The organism is Flavobacterium sp., from assembly GCF_025352015.1.
GTDB lineage: Bacteria > Bacteroidota > Bacteroidia > Flavobacteriales > Flavobacteriaceae > Flavobacterium.
In genome coordinates, this window is record NZ_JANXUG010000027.1 from 36,937 (window position 1) to 55,528 (window position 18,592).

At 37.1% G+C, this 18,592-nt stretch carries 18 protein-coding genes, 1 tRNA gene and 1 pseudogene; 6 read left to right on the forward strand and 14 right to left on the reverse strand.

Annotated features, from left to right (window positions below):
* Positions 1-30 precede the first annotated feature (30 nt).
* The 8 genes from moaA to Q0Q96_RS03035 are packed head-to-tail and all read right to left on the reverse strand — an operon-like array spanning position 31 to position 6,550.
* Positions 31-1,035, reverse strand: coding sequence for a GTP 3',8-cyclase MoaA (moaA, locus tag Q0Q96_RS03000; RefSeq protein WP_366068857.1), 1,005 nt, complete (start codon positions 1,033-1,035; stop codon positions 31-33).
* Positions 1,025-1,939, reverse strand: coding sequence for a bifunctional molybdenum cofactor biosynthesis protein MoaC/MoaB (moaCB, locus tag Q0Q96_RS03005; RefSeq protein ID WP_293871595.1), 915 nt, complete (start codon positions 1,937-1,939; stop codon positions 1,025-1,027). The genes moaA and moaCB overlap by 11 nt, the downstream gene beginning before the upstream one ends.
* 1 nt (position 1,940) lies before the next feature.
* Positions 1,941-2,387, reverse strand: a complete 447-nt coding sequence (locus Q0Q96_RS03010) for a molybdenum cofactor biosynthesis protein MoaE (RefSeq protein WP_293871550.1) — start codon at positions 2,385-2,387, stop codon at positions 1,941-1,943.
* Positions 2,377-3,405, reverse strand: a complete 1,029-nt coding sequence (locus Q0Q96_RS03015; RefSeq protein WP_293871552.1) for a HesA/MoeB/ThiF family protein — start codon at positions 3,403-3,405, stop codon at positions 2,377-2,379. Before Q0Q96_RS03015 ends, Q0Q96_RS03010 begins: the two co-directional genes overlap by 11 nt.
* A 35-nt stretch (positions 3,406-3,440) precedes the next feature.
* Entirely contained in the window at positions 3,441-3,683 is a 243-nt protein-coding gene (locus Q0Q96_RS03020) for a MoaD/ThiS family protein (protein ID WP_293871554.1), read from the reverse strand.
* Entirely contained in the window at positions 3,683-4,429 is a 747-nt protein-coding gene (locus Q0Q96_RS03025) for a sulfite exporter TauE/SafE family protein (protein WP_293871557.1), read from the reverse strand. The genes Q0Q96_RS03020 and Q0Q96_RS03025 overlap by 1 nt, the downstream gene beginning before the upstream one ends.
* A 46-nt stretch (positions 4,430-4,475) precedes the next feature.
* Positions 4,476-5,645, reverse strand: a complete 1,170-nt coding sequence (locus Q0Q96_RS03030) for a molybdopterin molybdotransferase MoeA (protein WP_293871559.1) — start codon at positions 5,643-5,645, stop codon at positions 4,476-4,478.
* Positions 5,642-6,550, reverse strand: a complete 909-nt coding sequence (locus tag Q0Q96_RS03035) for an XdhC/CoxI family protein (RefSeq protein WP_293871562.1) — start codon at positions 6,548-6,550, stop codon at positions 5,642-5,644. Before Q0Q96_RS03035 ends, Q0Q96_RS03030 begins: the two co-directional genes overlap by 4 nt.
* 275 nt (positions 6,551-6,825) lie before the next feature.
* Here Q0Q96_RS03035 and allB point away from each other — a divergent pair, with 275 nt between their 5' ends.
* From allB to Q0Q96_RS03065, 6 genes are all read left to right on the forward strand, one after another.
* Positions 6,826-8,148: an allantoinase AllB gene (gene allB, locus Q0Q96_RS03040; protein WP_293871565.1), complete on the forward strand. Its 1,323-nt coding sequence runs from the start codon at positions 6,826-6,828 to the stop codon at positions 8,146-8,148.
* Positions 8,130-9,152 (forward strand): allantoicase, encoded by a 1,023-nt coding sequence (alc, locus tag Q0Q96_RS03045; RefSeq protein ID WP_293871568.1) that lies wholly within the window; start codon positions 8,130-8,132, stop codon positions 9,150-9,152. Before allB ends, alc begins: the two co-directional genes overlap by 19 nt.
* Positions 9,152-10,570: a urate hydroxylase PuuD gene (locus tag Q0Q96_RS03050; RefSeq protein ID WP_293871571.1), complete on the forward strand. Its 1,419-nt coding sequence runs from the start codon at positions 9,152-9,154 to the stop codon at positions 10,568-10,570. The genes alc and Q0Q96_RS03050 overlap by 1 nt, the downstream gene beginning before the upstream one ends.
* 6 nt (positions 10,571-10,576) lie before the next feature.
* Positions 10,577-11,419: a 2-oxo-4-hydroxy-4-carboxy-5-ureidoimidazoline decarboxylase gene (uraD, locus tag Q0Q96_RS03055; protein WP_293871574.1), complete on the forward strand. Its 843-nt coding sequence runs from the start codon at positions 10,577-10,579 to the stop codon at positions 11,417-11,419.
* The gene (locus tag Q0Q96_RS03060; protein WP_293871576.1) at positions 11,391-12,818 is read left to right on the forward strand and encodes an aldolase/citrate lyase family protein; all 1,428 of its coding nucleotides are present in this window, start codon (positions 11,391-11,393) and stop codon (positions 12,816-12,818) included. The genes uraD and Q0Q96_RS03060 overlap by 29 nt, the downstream gene beginning before the upstream one ends.
* A gap of 190 nt (positions 12,819-13,008) precedes the next feature.
* Complete coding sequence (locus Q0Q96_RS03065) at positions 13,009-13,182, forward strand: hypothetical protein (protein WP_293871579.1); 174 nt, start codon at positions 13,009-13,011, stop codon at positions 13,180-13,182.
* 31 nt (positions 13,183-13,213) lie between these two features.
* Here Q0Q96_RS03065 and Q0Q96_RS03070 read toward each other — a convergent pair whose 3' ends face one another.
* From Q0Q96_RS03070 to Q0Q96_RS03095, 6 genes and pseudogenes are all read right to left on the reverse strand, one after another.
* Positions 13,214-15,463 carry a molybdopterin cofactor-binding domain-containing protein gene (locus Q0Q96_RS03070; RefSeq protein ID WP_293871582.1) on the reverse strand — a complete coding sequence of 750 codons (2,250 nt, stop codon included), beginning with the start codon at positions 15,461-15,463 and terminating at the stop codon, positions 13,214-13,216.
* Entirely contained in the window at positions 15,460-16,863 is a 1,404-nt protein-coding gene (locus Q0Q96_RS03075; protein ID WP_293871585.1) for an FAD binding domain-containing protein, read from the reverse strand. Before Q0Q96_RS03075 ends, Q0Q96_RS03070 begins: the two co-directional genes overlap by 4 nt.
* Before the next feature lie 13 nt (positions 16,864-16,876).
* Positions 16,877-17,356 (reverse strand): nucleoside deaminase, encoded by a 480-nt coding sequence (locus Q0Q96_RS03080; RefSeq protein WP_293871587.1) that lies wholly within the window; start codon positions 17,354-17,356, stop codon positions 16,877-16,879.
* A gap of 215 nt (positions 17,357-17,571) precedes the next feature.
* A tRNA-Thr gene (locus Q0Q96_RS03085) sits at positions 17,572-17,648 on the reverse strand.
* Positions 17,649-17,711: 63 nt separating this feature from the next.
* Complete coding sequence (locus tag Q0Q96_RS03090; protein ID WP_293871589.1) at positions 17,712-17,981, reverse strand: hypothetical protein; 270 nt, start codon at positions 17,979-17,981, stop codon at positions 17,712-17,714.
* 55 nt (positions 17,982-18,036) lie between these two features.
* Positions 18,037-18,592: pseudogene (locus Q0Q96_RS03095) on the reverse strand (mannose-6-phosphate isomerase); the annotation flags it as partial.

An 18,592-nucleotide genomic window follows, 5' to 3' on the forward strand; every position in this document is an offset into this window, starting at 1 on the left:
CAACAAGGTTCTGAACTGCTCATCGTGAAATTATCCTCCAATAGCAATCATTGTTCTGTTCTGAAAGTACAACTCCGGATTTTGGAATTTAGAATCGTCATCCATTCCTGCGCGAACCGCCATTTTTGTCATTAAATTTTGATGAATTAACGGAAGTATCGATTCTCCTAGTCGTAATGTTTCTAATAAAGGTGTTTCAATATTTGAAAACAGACAGTTTTTAAGTTTTCCATCGGCCGTAAGGCGAATGCGATTACACGTACTACAAAACGGATTAGTAACCGAACTTATAATGGCAAAACTGCCTATATGCGAATTAATTTTAAAGTTTTTTGCTGTATCATTTGCTGCATCGTGCAAACGTTCGATTTCGGAAATAGCGTATTTGGATTGAATGACATCAAGAATTTCATCATACGAAACCAATTTCGACTTGTCCCATTGATTGCCCGAAAAAGGCATAAATTCAATAAATCGAACTTGAACATTTTTATTTTTTGTCAAAGCAATAAAATCCAATATTTCGTTGTCGTTAAATGCTTTAATCAAAACCACATTAAGTTTGACATTAAATTTTTCACCCAGTAATAAATTGATGTTTTTTTGAACTACATCAAAATAATCTCGCTTTGTAATCGTATTAAACTTGTCTTTTATCAAACTATCAATACTAATGTTGATGTTTTTAATTCCTGCTTCTTTAAAAGTTTCAATAAAATTAGGAATTAAAATTCCGTTGGTTGTAAGGGTCAAATTGACTTCTAATTTCCCCAATCTAACCATGATTTCTGCGGCATCTTTTCGAATCAATGGTTCTCCACCAGTCAGCCTGATTTTGGTCACGCCAAGATTTACAAAGGTTTTCGCTACAGAAATAATTTCATCAGCAGTCATCAAATGCTGCTTTGGCGTAAGCAAAATTCCTTCTTCGGGCATGCAATAGGTACATCTCAAATTACAATGCTCAGTAATTGAAATACGCAAATAATCGTGTTTACGATTAAAGTCATCTTTTAAAAGTGTATTATTTAGCATGATCAAATCCGTTTATTAATTGAAATAAATGCAACACCGACGGAAAAACTGCGTCTATAGATTCTGCTGCGCCACTTGTTGAACCGGGCAATGCCATAAGTAGCGTATTTCCTTTAAAACCTACAACGCTTCTAGACAACATTGCAAATGGCGTTCGTTCTTGACCATAGGACCGAATGGCTTCTTCGATTCCGTGAATTCTTCGATCAATTAACGGAAGGATTGCCTCGGGCGTTACATCTCTATGCGATAAACCTGTTCCACCTGTCATAATAATAAGGTCTATTTTGGACGTACAATGATCACTAATTAACTTTTGAATTACGGTTATATCATCAGGAATGATGTCATAATGAGCGATAAACAATCCCAGTTTTTCTAATTTTTGAGTAATTATTTTACCTGATTGGTCTTCTTTAGTTCTGGCTGAAACACTATCCGAACAAACCATTATAGCAATATTTAACTTTTGAAATTGCGCCACTTTATAATCTGATTTACCTCCTTTTTTGTGTACTAATTTCACCGTCAAAATTTCGACATTTTTATCTATTGGTTTCAGCATATCAAACACCGTCAAAGCTGCTACAGATGCACCGTGCATGGCTTCAACTTCTACTCCCGTTCTGTAAATTGTTTTAACTGTAACTTCAATCTTGATGCAATATTCTTGACAATCAAATTTTATCCCTGTGTATTCAATAGGTATTGGATGACAATCGGGAATAACACTCGAAGTATTTTTGACGGCAAATAATCCTGCCGTCCTTGCCACTTCTAACACATTACCTTTTGGAACTTTATTGTTTAATACAGCTTGAATAGTCTCGTTTGAACTCACCTTTACAATAGCTTGCGCCACGGCTGTTCGTAATGTTGTAATTTTATGAGTGATATCGACCATTTTATATGTTTTTTTTCCAAGTATACGATTCATCTTCAAAAATTTCTTTGCCAAAAATGGGAATTTTTTCCTTAATCTCTTCAACTAAAAATTCTAAAGCTTTGTATACAACTTTTCGTCTAGGTGCTGAAACAAATACAAAAAGACAAATTTCTCCCGCTTTAACCAATCCCAGACTGTGATAAATATGCATGCAAGACAATTCATAGTTGGCAAAAGCCGCTTCACGAATTTCAAAAAAACTATTTTCTGCCATTTCTTCATAAGCAGTATATTCAATTGCAGTAACCGTTTTGCCATCGATGACATCAGCTCGAACTTGCCCAAGAAAGATGTTATGTGCCCCTATTGTGATTTTACTTTGATGTTTAGCAATAGAATTTCCAATGAATTCTGCAGAAATGGAACCTTGTATAAACGATGTTTTTTTTTGATTACTAGGTATCATGGCTATAGCTGTTTTCTAAAGATAAGATGCCGTTTTGCAAATGAAAAACATTTAAAAATCCTTTTTTTATAAGATAATCAACTGCTAATGCGCTGCGGTTTCCGTGTTGGCAAACAAGAATTACTTTTTGATTTATGTTAACGTCTTTCATAAAAATATCCAATTCAGACAAAGGTACGTTTTCGAAAGTTTCTAAATCTAATTTTGGTTCTTCATATGCTTCTCTAATGTCAATTATTAAAGCATTTTTATTGGCAAAAAAATCAAGTACTGTAATACCCCTATGAATAAGAAAGCTTTTATTAATTATATTTTCAATCTTCTCAATTTTAATACTTTGTGAGCTATTATCTAAACTATTAAAAATTAATAATTTCCCATAGTAAACGGCACCAATTCCAAGAATAATTTTCAATACTTCGTTTGCTTGCATTGCTCCTAAAATATTAGGTAAAACTCCTAAAACTCCAGAATCATTACAATTTGGAATGGCTTCCAATCTTTCGTTTTCAGGAAACAAACAGCGATAAGTTGACCCATTTTTGTAGTTGAAAACCGAAAGCTGTCCTTCAAATTTATGAATTGAAGCATAAACCATTGGAATTCCCTTTCTGACAGCCAAATCGTTAACCAAATAGCGCGTCGGGATAGTATCGGAACAGTCTACAATAATTTGAAAATCAGCTACAATTTCGAGACAGTTTAGTTTGTTCAAATATTCTGAATAAACACTTATGTCAACTTCTGAATTTTGTTTTTTGACAACTTCAGCAGCAACTTCAACTTTTTTTCTTCCACAAACATCTAAATTATACAAAAACTGACGATGTAAGTTGGTTTCTTCCACAACATCGCCGTCCACAATCCCAATCTTTCCTACTCCTGCAGCTACTAAATTTTGCAAAACAGTACATCCCAAGCCACCAATACCAATGATTAAAACTTTGGCTTGGGAGAGTTTCTGCTGACCAGAAATTCCAATTTCAGGCAAGGCAATTTGTCTTTCGTATCGTTTCATTTAGGCTGAATTTATTTCAGTTTCTAATCCATTATTCAACCTCCAGCAAAGGGTGGTAAAAAAGCGATTATATCTTTGTTTTTTAACAAAATATCATTTTGTAGGAATTTTTTATTTACTGCTATTGAATAATTAATAACCAGTATTTTAGGATACTTTATTTCGATTTTTGATTGTATTAATTTTAAAGTGATACAGTCATCTTCAATAAAAATAACTTCTTCTGTTTTCGAGGTAATATCGGCTATAATTCCGAAGTATTTTATAATTATTTCCATTAGGTGGTGTATAATTTAAAGATGGCGATAAGCAATACAACAGCTAAAATATTTCGAAGGACAACGGTATTCATTTTTTTACTTCCAAAATAACCCCCAAGAATTCCGCCTATCAAAACTACAGTAATCAAAGATACCGAAGATATTGGCAAAGTTCCTCCTTTCGATACAAATCCGAAAAGTCCTGAAATTGAATTCACAAAAATAAATAATGCTGAAACAGCAGCACTCTTTTTGATATCGGCCCAACCTAAAAGCAAAATTACTGGACTCAAAATAATGCCACCGCCAATACCAATCAAGCCTGATAAAAAACCAATTATGGCACCAATTAAAAGGGCTAACGGAATGTTTATTGATTCCAATTGTTCTTTTTGTTTTCCGATTAAACCCAATAATCTTGCAACGGCAAATAGCAAAACTGTGGCCAAGATAATTTTGTAAATGTGCGTTTCAATAGAAATGCTACCGCCTAAAAAAGAAAATGGAATCGAGGTTATTGCAAAGGGATAAAATAAATTCCACTCAAATTTCTTTTCACGATAGTAAAAATAAAAAGAAATTCCAGAAACCAATATGTTGAGTACCAATGCAGTGGGTTTCATAAACGACATTGGAAACGCAAATAAACTCATCAAAGCCAAGTAACCACTAGCGCCACCGTGTCCAACGCTCGCATATAAAAAGGCTACAAGGAGCAATAAAAAAAGTAATAACTGGGATGGGAGAAGTTCGCTTGCAAGCATATTTTAAAAAATTAACGAACCGTAAATATAGCGACAAATCTTTTTTTTAAATAAGGTAGACCGAAACTTTATCGCCTTTTAACAATTGATATTTCCCCTCGGACACATAAACTAGAGCCTTTGCGAGCGCAAAAGAATTCAACATTCCCGAATCCTGATGTGAGAGTATCGTTACTTCATCGACTACAATCGATGCTTTCAAAAACTGGGAACGCAAATTATCAACAGTAAAATCATGTGCCAAATTTTTCTTCAGTGTCGAACCATAATTATAATTAATTCCAGAAAGTTTTTGCAGCATTGGCAACACATACACGTAAAAACAAGTCAGGCTCGCTCCTGGATTTCCGGGTAAGGCAAAAATAATTTTATCGTCCTGTTTACCAACCAATAAAGGTTTTCCAGGTTTTTGATTTACTTTATAAAACAATATTTCTACATTTAGACGCTCTAAAGCTTTGCCGACAAAATCATAATCGCCAACAGATATTCCGCCAGAAACCAATACAATATCATTTTGATTTATAGCTTTTTCCAATGTTTTTTTGGTGTTTTCAAAATTATCATCCGCTTGATACTTAGAAATAACGTTGAAATTTGCATTGTGCAAGGCAGTTTGCAGCATTATTGCATTGCTTTCATACACTTTTCCGTATGGCAAATTCTCGCCAGCGGTAACCAATTCATTTCCAGTTACTACAATGCCAATAGTTGGCTTTTGATAAACTTTCACTTTGGTCATTCCTAAAGCAGTAAGGAATCCAATCGCAGCAGGATTTAAATACGAATCTTTTGGTAAGGCAACTGCATCTTTACCAATTTGCGCACCAAGTTGGCGGACGTTAGTTTCTGGTTTAATAATTTCGTCTAAATATATATTTAAATCGCTTACGAATACTTTTTCAATCTGAATTACTGCTTGCGCCAGTAAAGGAATTGCTGCACCAGTGAATATTTTTACACCTTGACCCGGTTTTAATTTTGTGTCTAAAAAATCGCCCGCTTTGACTTCACCAACTATTTCATAGTGCAACGAATCGTGCAAACTAATCGCAAAACCATCCATCGTAGCTTGACGGAATGGAGGCATATTGATAGGCGAAAAAACCGTTTCAGCCAGGACATAATTTAGAGATTCTAGTAAATGAATTTCCACTATTCTTTTAGAATATTTGAGATTTTCTAGTATTGAAAAAGCTTCAGAAGTCGAAATCATCTATTTTGGTTTTTAACTCTAATCAATTGTGCCGCAACGCTGATAGCAATTTCTTGAGTAGTTTCACTTTTTATATCAATCCCAATTGGAGCATAGACTTGGGCAATTCTATCTTTATCAAAACCATCGACAATCATACTTTGAAACAAGGTTGCAATCTTTTCTTTACTGCCCAACATCCCAATATATTTGAAATTCTTGTTGATTAATTTTCGGATAATTACATCATCGGTACGATAACCAAAAGACATAATCACCACGTAAACGTCATTTCCTTCCGGAATATAAGCATCTATTTGTCCCAACTCGACGGTTTGTATCGAATCAACAAACTGATTTTGTATCATAGTATTCAGGTTTTCCCGATGATCAAAAATATGAATCTCAAAATCCATGCGTGACAGCACTTCACTCAACGCTAAACCAACGTGTCCGCCGCCAATAATGTATACTTTCTGACGTTGAATATTGCTTTCAGTAAACGACCATGCTTCATTTTCAGAAGGAACATTAATTCCAAAATTGTTATATGTTATCTTGAAATTTTCTTCCGTTAGAATTTGGTTAACCAATGGAATAAATTCATTCGTAATATTAAAAAAAGCAATAGTCTGCTGACCTGAACAAATCATTCCCGATTGGTCTTTTGGTGCGGATTTATCGTGGATTTGATGTTTTATTAATGGTTCAAAAGATGGTTTGCCCAAAAGTGATTGTGCATATTCTACCAACTTATGCTCCATTATTCCACCGCCAATTGTGCCAAACATTGCATTTTTAGTCACTGCCATTTTAAATCCTTTTCGCCCTGGACTGCTTCCCTCATTGGTTATCACAACCATCAAAACTAATCGCTTTTCGGATTGCAAGGCTTGTTGAAGTTCTTTGTAAAAGGATTTTGTCATTTAAAAGTTAACTTATAGATTTGTAAAAAAAGATATTGCTTTTTTACTATGTCGATTCAATCGACATGATTCAAAAGTAGGTCGAAATAATTAAAAAAAATCGACATAGACTAAACTTTTACTTTTTTAAAATCGAAAACTATTTTTTGTTTAGCTGATTTTTATTTCGCTTGTTGTACAACAAATAACTACCACAGTATTTACTTATCCAAAATTAATTTTTTATACTTAAGTTTGTATGTTTGCCTTTCGGGTAAATCCAAAACTAAATTACAGTGCACGAAAGAAAAATATATAGTAGTCGAGTTTGGGTTGACAATAAACTACAACCCGCTACAATAACTTTTACTGACAAAATTATAGCTATAAATTTCAATAAATTGGATGGTGCTAATGATTATGGCAATTCTGTAATTATGCCCGGTGTTATTGACGTGCACGTTCATATTAACGAACCTGGAAGAACCGAATGGGAAGGTTTCGAAACTGCTACTCAAGCTGCTGCTGCTGCTGGTAGCACAACGATTATCGATATGCCTTTGAATGCAAGTCCGGTAACGACAACTTTGGACGCGTTTAATCAAAAACTAGAAGCTTCAAAAGGTAAAATGAATGTCAATGTTGGTTTCTATGCAGGATTAATTCCCGGAAATACGGGTAATTTAGAAGAACTGATTCGATCTGGAGTTGTAGGCGTAAAATGTTTCTTGACACATTCAGGCATTGATGAATTTCCTAATGTAACCGAAAAAGATTTGGACGAAGCGATGCCAATTATTGCCAAATACAATATTCCGTTATTGACACACTGCGAATTATACGATACCGAAGTTGATTGTGATTTCGAAAACAATCCAACAAGCTATCAACATTATCTTGCCAGTCGTCCAAAGAAATGGGAGAATGACGCCATTGACTTAATGATTCGGATGTGCCGAAAACACAATTGCCCAGTTCATATCGTTCACGTCGCATCCGCGGAAGCGTTATCCAAAATTGAAGCTGCCAAGAAAGAAGGTTTACCAATTTCCGCCGAAACCTGCACGCAATACATTTTCTTTAATGCCGAGGCTATTCCGGACGGAAACTGCATCTATAAATGTGCGCCACCAATACGTGAAAAGGCGAACAATGACCAATTGAAACAAGCTTTTGGTTCAGGAGTTTTGGATTTTATTACTACAGACCACTCGCCTGCTCCACCCAATATCAAAGAAATGGAAAGTGGTAATCTGAAGAAAGCGTGGGGCGGAATTGCGGGTATTCAATTCTTATTAACTGCTTCATGGACAGCTCTTAATAAAACGATGACTTTGGAACAATTTATTCCGTTAGTGACTTCAGAACCGGCGCGGTTTATTAAGGCTTCAACCAAAGGAACAATCAAGATTGGCAACGATGCCGATATTGTGATATGGAATCCTGACAAAATCGATTTAGTAAAACCCGAAGACATTTTTTTTAGATATAAAATAAGTCCATATATTGCGCAAAACTTAAACGGAAAAGTGCTTGAAACCATAGTAAATGGCGCAACTGTTTATCAGAATAAATTAATACAAAACAAAAATAAAGGACAATGGCTTTTGCAAAAGTAACCGAGATTATAAAAGAATCGCCAGCATTTACAGCACTTACCGATTTAGCAGCAGAACGTTTAGGCGGAAAGGTTTTATATAGTACAGATGATTTCTTCGCAGAAAAAGAAAACTTAATCCTGCCAACAAGAGGCATTTTTATTACCGATAAATATACAGACAGAGGAAAATGGATGGACGGCTGGGAAAGTCGCCGCAAAAGAACTCCAGGAAACGATTGGGCTGTAATTCAATTGGGTGTTTCAGGAAAAATTAGCGGTTTTGATATTGACACCAATTTCTTTTTAGGAAACCATCCGCCACATGCTTCGGTTGAAGCCATTAATTTGTCAAATGCCGATGGAATTACGGATTGGGAGAATTTAGCATGGAAAGAACTTCTGCCAAAATCCCATTTAGATGCAGGTTCGCAGAATTTTTACGAATGCGAAAGCAATGAAATCTTTACGCATTTGCGTTTACATATTTATCCTGATGGCGGCGTAGCCCGTTTCCGGGTTTATGGGGAAGTTTTTAAAAACTGGGATGCTGTTTCGGCAAATGAAACAATAGATTTAACGGCTGCAATAAATGGCGGACAAGCAATTGCTTGCAACGATATGTTCTTCAGTGCAATGAGCAACCTGATTATGCCTAATCGTGGTGCGAATATGGGAGACGGCTGGGAAACCAAAAGAAACCGTACACCAAATAATCGCGATTGGGTTATACTAAAATTAGCACAAAGAGGAACGGTTGACAAAATAGTTGTCGACACCTGTCATTTTAAAGGAAACTATCCTGATAGTTGTTCGATTGAATGCTGTGTAAGCGATAATGACGATTATGTTATCGATGGCGGTAATTGGCAGGTTTTATTACCACAACAAAAATTAAGTGCTGATAACGGACACGAATTTGTAAAAGAAATAAATACGCATAGCGGAATAACGCACGTCAGATTGAGCATTTTCCCTGACGGTGGTATCAGCCGTTTACGATTGTTTGGTAAAATCAATAAGTAGTGTCAATAGGAACCTTCGTAATAATTGTTTTGTATGTAGTGTATTTCAGCGTATTGGTTACGCTGGGCTATATGTCATACAAAATGCCCAACTTCATAAAAGGTAAATCCCAAAAAGACCCTGAAACGGATGATGATATCCGCAACACGAGCATGAATTATATTTATGCCGGAATGCTGATGGCCATTGTCGGAATCCTGATTAACACTTATATTCTTGTACAGGGGACACCATTGGAAGCGCAGATGATGGAATGGCTGAATATTGTCATTCGATTGATGCACATTACCTTCGGGATTGCCTGGATTGGTGCTTCGTTTTATTTTGTTTTCCTTGAAAATGCATTAAACCGTACAGAAGACGTACGTGATGAATTAGCCGGAAATCTTTGGGCAGTGCATGGTGGCGGGTTTTATTATCTAGAGAAATATAAAGTTGCGCCAAAGACAATTCCGAAACACCTGCATTGGTTCAAATACGAAGCCTATTTTACATGGCTATCTGGTTTTTGCTTGCTGTTCGTGGTTTATTATTTTAATGCTTCTGCTTTCTTAATAGATAAGAATGTTTTGGACATTACGGCAACGGAAGGAATCCTAATCGGAGTTAGTTCGTTTGTAGTTGGCTGGCTGATTTACGACAAGATGTGCAAATCATCACTAATCAAAAATCAATTGACATTTGCGGTAATTGGTTTTGTATTCCTGATTGCATTTGCCTGGTTCTATTGTCATATATTCAGTGCGCGTGCAGCGTACATTCATTTTGGAGCGATGATTGGAAGCCTTATGGTTGCCAATGTGTTCTTTGTGATTATTCCAGGACAAAAGGAAATGGTGGGTTGTGCAAAATTAGGCATTCCGTTAGATCCGAGTTTAGGAAAAAAAGCATTGGCACGTTCCTTACACAACAATTATTTTACACTTCCTGTATTGTTCGTGATGGTAAGTAATCACTTTCCGTCTACCTTTGGGTATGAATATCCGTGGCTGATACTGGCGATAATTTCACTTGGAGCAGCAGGTGTAAAACACTATCTGAATCTAAAAGAACAAAAGCAGCTCAACGTATGGATTCTCCCGGTTTCGGTTGTGATTCTTTTGGCAGCCTGCTTTATTTCGGCGCCAAGCACTAATCCGTATGAATGTAAAAAAGAAGTAAGCATTACAGAAGTTCAGACGATTGTTCAAAAGCGTTGTGTACAATGCCACTCATCATCGCCAACTGACGATGTTTATAAAACGGCTCCCAACGGAGTAAAATATGATACGCCAGAGGATATTTACAATAAAAGAGATTTGATTATGCAGCGCGTGGTTGTTACCAAAACAATGCCTCAAAATAATAAAACCAACATCACCGAAGAAGAACGAAACATGATTCGGTGTTGGATTGAACAAGGTGCGAGCCTAAAATAAAACGTTATGAATTTAACTGCATTTAATAATTTAGATAAAGAATCGGCAATAAAGGAATTATTCGCTTGTTGTGGTTCAAACCGATGGGCAGATGGAATGATGAAAAACTTTCCATTTACATCCGAAAAGCAATTGGTGCATTTGTCTTCCCAAATATGGTATGACGAATGTACTGAATCGGATTGGCGTGAATCATTCACATATCATCCGAAAATTGGCGATGTCAAAAGCCTGACTGAAAAGTTTGCTGGCAAAGAACAAGCCGGAGTTGCAGTGGCGACTCACCAGACCATAGAAGCTTTGGCGAAAGCCAATATCGATTATGAAAATAAATTCGGTTTCATTTTCATTGTTTGCGCTACCGGAAAATCAGCAACAGAAATGTTGGCTCTGTTAGAAGATAGATTGCAGAACACCGCCGAAGAAGAACTTCATATTGCAATGGGCGAACAGCAAAAAATTTCCATCATCCGTTTTAAAAAGATGCTGCCAGACGGCGATTTCAGTTTCCTTAAAGTAAGTCAAATCACAACACACGTTTTAGATACTTCGACTGGAATTCCCGGAAAGAACATATCAATAAGGTTACAGGCTTTCCGTAATAATACTTGGCAAACCATAACACAGGGCATTACCAATGTTGACGGCAGGATTCCAGATTTACTTCCGCAACAGCGAAACCTTAAACCTGATGCTTATAAAATGGTTTTCGATACCGGAAGCTATTATTCAAACACCAAAACCTTTTACCCAAAGGTGGAAATCATTTTCAGCACTTTTGACGAAACGCATTATCATGTGCCTTTGTTAGTTAATCCTTTTGGATATAGTACTTACAGAGGAAGTTAAGGTGAGAGAAAAGGAGCAAGAAGCAAGAGAAAAGAATATAGAGAACAGACTAGAAGTAATTATTATGACTATACCATCAAATAAAAAAGAACAATTGTTCAACAGTTTAAGCAAAGCCAATAACACTTTCAACGATATTTATCCTGGTGACAGAAGCGAGCGTCAACCCGTGCATACCTTGTATGGTGGTGCGAACCTTTTTAAATCTGATACTCCTATTCTTTTGGGAAAAAGAGCGTTAGAAATATTAGAAACCTATGCACACAATCATGAAGTTTTTGGAAAAGCTTTTGGACTGACTGGCGGAAACGAGTTTAGCAAACGTATTTATGATAAGGTGGTTGCCAAATTAAAATCGGAAGCCATTGAAGATTTCCGTATTGATTTTGAAGACGGTTACGGAAACCGCAGCAATGAAGAGGAAGATGCAACGGCTGAATCTACTGCGAAAGAAGTTGCCAAAGGAATGAAAGACAAAACACTTTCGCCTTTTATTGGTATCCGCATCAAACCATTTACTGAAGAGATGAAAGAAAGAGGATTGCGTACACTGGATATTTTTGTTTCGACTTTAGTAAAGGAAACTGGCGGAATTTTACCAGACAATTTTGTCGTGATGTTACCAAAAGTTACCATTCCAGAGCAACCGGAAACCTTGGCAAATTTCTTTACCATTTTAGAAGACGAATTAGGTTTGGTAAAAGGAACTCTGAAAATGGAAATGATGGTCGAAACCACGCAAGCTATTATGGATATTGACGGAACAAACCCTTTATACCGATTTATAAAAGCCGCTCAAGGTCGTTGCATCGCAATGCATTTTGGAACTTACGATTATACCGCAAGCTGCAGCATTACGGCGAAATATCAGGAAATGGATCATCCTGTTTGCGATTTTGCGCATCATGTGACTAAAGTTGCTCTGGCTCATACCGGAATATGGTTGAGCGATGGCGCTACGAATACAATGCCTATTGGTCCGCACCGTGGTAATTTGACTCCGGCACAGGAAAAAGAAAACCAAGAAGTCGTTCACCGAGCGTGGAAAAAAGGTTACAATCACATTCGACACTCGTTGTGGAATGGGTATTACCAAGGTTGGGATTTAAATCCTGCTCAATTCCCAATGCGTTATGCTGCAGTTTATGCGTTCTTTTTGGAAAGCTATGACGACGCCGTTGACCGTTTAAAAACTTTTGTGGAAAAAGCAGCCCGTGCTACTTTGATTGGAGATCTATTTGACGATGCCGCTACAGGACAAGGATTATTAAACTATTTCCTTCGTGCCCTAAACAGCGGCGCAATTACCGAAGAAGAAGTCTTGGCAACAGGATTGACTTTGGATGAGATTAGAGGGCGTTCGTTTAAGAAGATTCTGGAGAATAGAGCTGGGAAATAGTATTTGTCTTTCCCGCGCAGGCGGGAATCTATATTCTAGATTAAAGAAAACTGCATTATTCCGGTTGAAGTTTTTTTTCAAGCCACATTTATTGACTATTATCTGTAGATTGTATTCTTAATTAAAATGTATAGGCTATATTTGAATATCTGAAACAATCTAATTTCGGAAAATCACCTAAACTAATTATATGAACTACCCTTCAGCACCAACGAAAATTACCTGGATTATTGGATTAATTTGCGGTATACTTGGAATTATTGGACACTTCGCAGATGTTCAAATATTAAAAGAACACAATTACACGTTATTACTTATTGGATTTATTGCTTTGGCAGTCGGAACTACTGTAAAGGGAATTTAGACAGCGGAACTTTTACCAATAAACGTAAAACCTATTCCTTTTTATACAAATCCATCAAAACCTTTTCCGGGGTGTAAGGTGCATTTACAGCCAAATCTGCGTTGGGATTAAAAGCTTTTACTGCATTTCGAATAGCAAAATAGGCTCCGATTCCATACATTAACGGAGGCTCACCAACGGCTTTTGATTTTTTGATGGCGAGTTCGTGACCTTCTGTTTCAAGGTGTTGGATATTGATTTCCTTTGGCACCGAATAAATATCGGGAACTTTATAAGTTGACAATGCATTGGATACTAATCTTCCTTGGTCATTGTAGACGATTTCTTCTAACGTCATCCAACCAATTCCTTGAACCAAACCGCCTTCAATTTGTCCGTTGTCAATCGTTGGGTTCATACTTTTCCCGAAATCGTGCACGATGTTTACACTGTCAAAATCGTAAGTTCCTTTAAGGCAGTCAACCGTAACTTCATGAATCGAAGTTCCGTAAACGTGATACGCAAACGGATGTCCTTTTTCCTTGGTTTTATCGTAATGAATAGTTGGCGTGGCGTAATGTGAATTCTCCGTAAGTGCCACTCTCATTACGTGTGCTTTCATCACCAAATCCTTCCAGCTGATTTCTGTAGCCTTCTCATTGGCAAAAACAAATTCATCATTAATTTGCAATGCGGCAGTATTCAATTCGGTTTCCGCAACTTTTAGTAATCTCGACAGTAAAGCGTTACACGCCATTTGCAAAGCTTTTCCGTTTAAGTCGGCTCCGGCACTCGCTGCTGTTGGCGAGGTATTAGCAACACGCAACGTATTGGTAGATTCTATTCGGACACGATTTGCGCGTATCCCGAAAGTCTCGGTTACAATTTGAAGCATTTTAGTATTTAATCCTTGTCCCATTTCAACTCCACCGGTACTTACCACAACGCTTCCGTCATGGTAAATGTGTACCAAAGCGCGAGCGTGATTCATCATCGTGTTGGTAAATGAAATTCCGAAACAAATCGGCTGAACTGCTAATCCTTTTTTGAAACGTTTATTATCTTTATTGAATGCTTCGACTCTTGCTTTTTGTGCTTCATAATCATAGCTTTTCATGCAGGTTTCCCAAGTATTGGTCGCTTCTACCTGTTGTAGAATTTGTCCATACGAAAGTTCGTCGTCTTCTTTTACGAGATTCATTTTCTGAATTACAGCAGGAGAAACTCCTAAACTTTCGGCAGCTTTTACAATGGCAGCTTCTATGACAAATTTCCCTTGTGGTCCACCAAATCCTCGGAAAGCCGTGTTTGGAGGTAAATTAGTTTTACAGCTGTATGCTTTCGCAATCACATTCGGAATAAAATACGCATTTGTCGAATGGAATAATGTTCGCTCCATAACTGCTGGCGACAAATCGGCTGCCGCTCCGGCATTTTGGTAATGCGTTACTTCGTAAGCTATGATTTTAAGGTCTTTATCCAAACCAATCTTAAAATCGGCTGAATACGGATGCCGTTTTCCAGTCATTCGCATGTCATCCATTCGATTCATCGACATTTTTACCGGTTTGTGCAGAATCTGACAAGCCAACGCTACCATAACTGCCCAAGGTGTAGCTTGGTCTTCTTTTCCACCAAAACCGCCACCAAGACGAACCGTATCGATTTCAATCTTGTGCATCGGAATTCCTAAAACCTGCGCTACCATTCGTTGAACGGCTGTTGGACCTTGAGTAGATGATGATATGAGAATGCTTCCGTCTTCTTTTGGACGAGCGTAAGCACCTTGCGTTTCTATGTATAAATGTTCCTGCCCGTTAACGTCGCTTCTTCCTTCAAAAACGTGTTCACATTTTGCCCAAGCGGATTCGGTGTCACCTAATTTGAATTGTCTTGGCGGCATGATTAATTTGCCTTTCGCCTGTGCTTCTCTTGGGTCAACAATTACAGGAAGTTCTTCGAATTCGACTTTAATCAATTTTGCTGCCATTCGGCAATGATGCTCGGAAGTTCCGACAATTAAAGCGATTACCTGTCCACGAAAGTGAACTTCATCTTCGGCAAATAAAGGTTCATCAGGAATAATTCCGCCAATTTGGTTTTGACCAGGAATGTCTTTGGCTGTTAAAATTGAAACAATTCCGTGACTGTTTAAGGCATTTGTGTAATCTATGCTCTTAATTTTGGCGTGTGCTACCGTCGAATCGAAAGGAAGTGCATATAAAGTACCTTTTAGTTCCTGAATATCGTCAAGATAAATGGATTTCCCTTTTACGTGATTATGTGCGTCTATATTAATCATATCAGGTCTTCCATTTTAATAGTTTCAGGAAATAGTTCGATAAAATGGCTGAAGAACAATTGACGTCCCAATAATCTTTTGTAAGCTTCTGTTCCACGTGCATCGCTTATTGGCGATAGTTCGGTTTGCAGGATTTGTTCTGCTTCTTTTATGACTGAAACTGTGATTGCTTTGTTTGTCAAAAATTCGCTGGTCTTCGCCAGATATTTTGGGATTGGTCCTACTCCACCCATTGAAGCACGCGCTTCGGTGATAGTATTTCCATTGCTGGAAATTGTCATTGCTGAATTCACGCTGGCGATATCCAAATATTGTCTTTTACAGACTTTTTCGAAATTGAATTTCGTTCCGTTGGTTGGTAATTCAAAAGCGATTTCGGTGATGATTTCGTCTGGTTTCTTATCAAGTTGTTTGTAGCCTAAATAGAAATCTTTGAGCAATACTTTTCGACTTACATTTTCTTTATTGGTCAATGTTAGTTGTGATTTCATTGCCAAAAGAATAATCGTAAAATCTCCTATTGGCGAACCGTTGGCGATATTTCCGGCAATGGTTGCAATGTTTCGGATTGGTGTTGACGAAAGTAATTTTAAGTGTTTGTACCAATTCGGAATCGCATCTAACAACGTTTTATTCTCCATTAAATCGGTTACGGTTGCTGACGATTTTAGGATGCAGGTATTTCCGTTGAATGAAATTCCGTTAAGTTCGCTTTTATCGAATAAATAATCCAAATCGAAATCGTGCAATTCGTCATGTTTCTGAACATATAAATCGGTTCCACCACCAATTGGAATCCTACCATTTGAATTGTATGATTCAGTTTTTATTGCTTTTACTCTTGCTTCAATACCTAAAAAATAATCAGGAACAAATTCGTTGGTAACGAGCCACTGCAGTGAATTGTTTTGGTCTTTCGTTAGTAATTTTTCAGCTAATTGTGCCGAAGCCCTTTCAATGGTTTTGTAGCCTGTGCATCTACAAATATTCCCATCAATCGCACTAATTGCAGTTTCCAAAGTTGGTGCAGTACATGTCAGCGCATAACCACACATTGAGTTTACAAAACCAGGCGTACAGAATCCGCATTGGGTTCCCGAGCAGTCGACCATGGCTTGCTGTGCCTGATTTAATTTATCCGGTAAGTTTAAACCTTCGACCGTAACGACATGTTTTCCGTGAACGTTTGGTAATGGCGTTAAGCAGGAAGTAGCACTCATGTATTCGAGTTTTCCGTCTTTCATCGATCCAATCAAAATGGTACATGCACCGCAATCGCCTTCACGGCAACCGATTTTTGTACCGCGTAAGTTTTCGTCATAACGAACAAAATCAAGCAGCGTGGTACTTGCCGGCTTGTCGGTTTTGATGAGTTGATTGTTTAAAATAAATTGAATCATGCTGATTTAGAATCTAATATTCTATTTTGTTGATGTTTTCGGACCAAAGTTTGAAAGCTTCCAAAGCTTCTTCATTCATCATTTGAATTGTTTCCAATTTTCTGTTTTGGTAAGGAAGTTCTAATTCTTCGTAGATAAATTGGTCATCAAAGTTGATATCAGCAGCATCTTTTTTGGTGTTGGCAAAGTACATTCGATCTGGTCGTGCCCAATAGATTGCACCAAGACACATCGGGCATGGTTCACAACTCGTATAGATTTCGCAACCATCTAATTGGAAAGTTCCAAGCGCTGCGCAGGCATTTCTAATCGCAACAACTTCAGCATGCGCTGTTGGATCATTTGTAGAAGTCACGCTATTGGCACCATGCGCTATGATTTTTCCATCTTTTACGATTACGGCACCAAACGGTCCACCTTTGCCCGATTTCACATTTTCGATAGAAAGCTGAATAGCCTTAATCATAAATTCAGTTTGTTTTGTTGAACACATATTTTTATAATAATATTAAATCTTTTCAAAATTTTGAAGCCAATAAAGATACGAATTGAAATGATTTGCGAGTTCATTCCATAAAAAAAAGGAAAACTTTCGTTTTCCTTTTTTGGGGTCGGCAGAGGCACTTCCCGATAATCATCGGGATAAACTTCTCGTATTAATTTAATTTCTAATAAAAAACCGCTTCGAACAAACGAAACGGTTTCTTTTGGAGCCGGCGGAGGGACTCGAACCCACGACCTGCTGATTACAAATCAGCTGCTCTAGCCAACTGAGCTACGCTGGCGAAGCATATTATTGCAAATATAGAAGTGAAAATTAATTCACCAAAATATTTGACGACTTTTTTCTATGAAAGAGCGTTGATTTTTTCAACCAATTGATTCGCAGTTTGTTCTAAATCTGCATTGATTTGCTTAAAATGCGCTTTTTTATTTTCTACTTTTTTGGCATTCACTTTTTCAATCAAACCATCAAAAGAGGTGATAGCTTCATCAATGATAGCGTTTGTTTTGTCGGATGGTTTTCCGGAAGTTGTCATTTCATAGATGTAAACCGCCTCTATAATGTCTCCTAAAACGAAGTTGATGTCTTTCTTTAAATTTTTAACACTTGGCATTTTCTTTTATTTTTAAAATTCGGTGCAAAACTACACTAAATCTTTAGAAAACAAACTACGAAATATAAATTTCTAAGATTGATGCTTTTCCAGAAAGCTGAAAATCAGTTAAAGCAGCCGGGATTAAAACGGTATCGCCTTTTTGATAAGTATAGTTTTCGCCATCAATTGTTAGCTGAAAGTCACCATCTAGACACATATAAACGGTAAATGAAGTTTGATTTTTATGGATTTTTGTATTTCCGTCAAGCGGAATAAAATTGGTTGTAAAATATTGACAATTGACTACTTCGTTGGGAATGTTTTCAATTTTAGAATAGAATTTTTGTGCTTCAATCTTTTCGTAATTCAAAGCTTCTAAAGCCAAATCAATATGCAATTCTCGTTTGTTTCCGTTGGCGTCTTGTCTATCAAAATCATAAACTCTGTAAGTAATGTCAGAGGTTTGCTGAATTTCGGCAACAATAATTCCGGCGCCAATAGCGTGAATTGTACCGGTTTCTAGGAAGAAAACATCGCCTTGCTGCACTTTTATGGTATCGAGAATGTTCAACAATGTTTTGTTATTCAGATTTTGAATAAATTCTTGTGGTGATGATTTTTCTTTGAAG

What these genes read in the sequence shown, in the direction of transcription:
- Q0Q96_RS03020 (WP_293871554.1), bottom strand. Translation starts at nt 3,683, where the DNA reads ATGGAAATAATTATAAAATACTTCGGAATTATAGCCGATATTACCTCG.
- moaA (WP_366068857.1), bottom strand. Translation starts at nt 1,035, where the DNA reads ATGCTAAATAATACACTTTTAAAAGATGACTTTAATCGTAAACACGAT.
- Q0Q96_RS03025 (WP_293871557.1), bottom strand. Translation starts at nt 4,429, where the DNA reads ATGCTTGCAAGCGAACTTCTCCCATCCCAGTTATTACTTTTTTTATTG.
- Q0Q96_RS03070 (WP_293871582.1), bottom strand. Translation starts at nt 15,463, where the DNA reads ATGATTAATATAGACGCACATAATCACGTAAAAGGGAAATCCATTTAT.
- uraD (WP_293871574.1), top strand. Translation starts at nt 10,577, where the DNA reads ATGAATTTAACTGCATTTAATAATTTAGATAAAGAATCGGCAATAAAG.
- Q0Q96_RS03030 (WP_293871559.1), bottom strand. Translation starts at nt 5,645, where the DNA reads ATGATTTCGACTTCTGAAGCTTTTTCAATACTAGAAAATCTCAAATAT.
- Q0Q96_RS03065 (WP_293871579.1), top strand. Translation starts at nt 13,009, where the DNA reads ATGAACTACCCTTCAGCACCAACGAAAATTACCTGGATTATTGGATTA.
- Q0Q96_RS03015 (WP_293871552.1), bottom strand. Translation starts at nt 3,405, where the DNA reads ATGAAACGATACGAAAGACAAATTGCCTTGCCTGAAATTGGAATTTCT.
- Q0Q96_RS03090 (WP_293871589.1), bottom strand. Translation starts at nt 17,981, where the DNA reads ATGCCAAGTGTTAAAAATTTAAAGAAAGACATCAACTTCGTTTTAGGA.
- Q0Q96_RS03075 (WP_293871585.1), bottom strand. Translation starts at nt 16,863, where the DNA reads ATGATTCAATTTATTTTAAACAATCAACTCATCAAAACCGACAAGCCG.
- Q0Q96_RS03010 (WP_293871550.1), bottom strand. Translation starts at nt 2,387, where the DNA reads ATGATACCTAGTAATCAAAAAAAAACATCGTTTATACAAGGTTCCATT.
- moaCB (WP_293871595.1), bottom strand. Translation starts at nt 1,939, where the DNA reads ATGGTCGATATCACTCATAAAATTACAACATTACGAACAGCCGTGGCG.
- Q0Q96_RS03035 (WP_293871562.1), bottom strand. Translation starts at nt 6,550, where the DNA reads ATGACAAAATCCTTTTACAAAGAACTTCAACAAGCCTTGCAATCCGAA.
- Q0Q96_RS03080 (WP_293871587.1), bottom strand. Translation starts at nt 17,356, where the DNA reads ATGTGTTCAACAAAACAAACTGAATTTATGATTAAGGCTATTCAGCTT.
- alc (WP_293871568.1), top strand. Translation starts at nt 8,130, where the DNA reads ATGGCTTTTGCAAAAGTAACCGAGATTATAAAAGAATCGCCAGCATTT.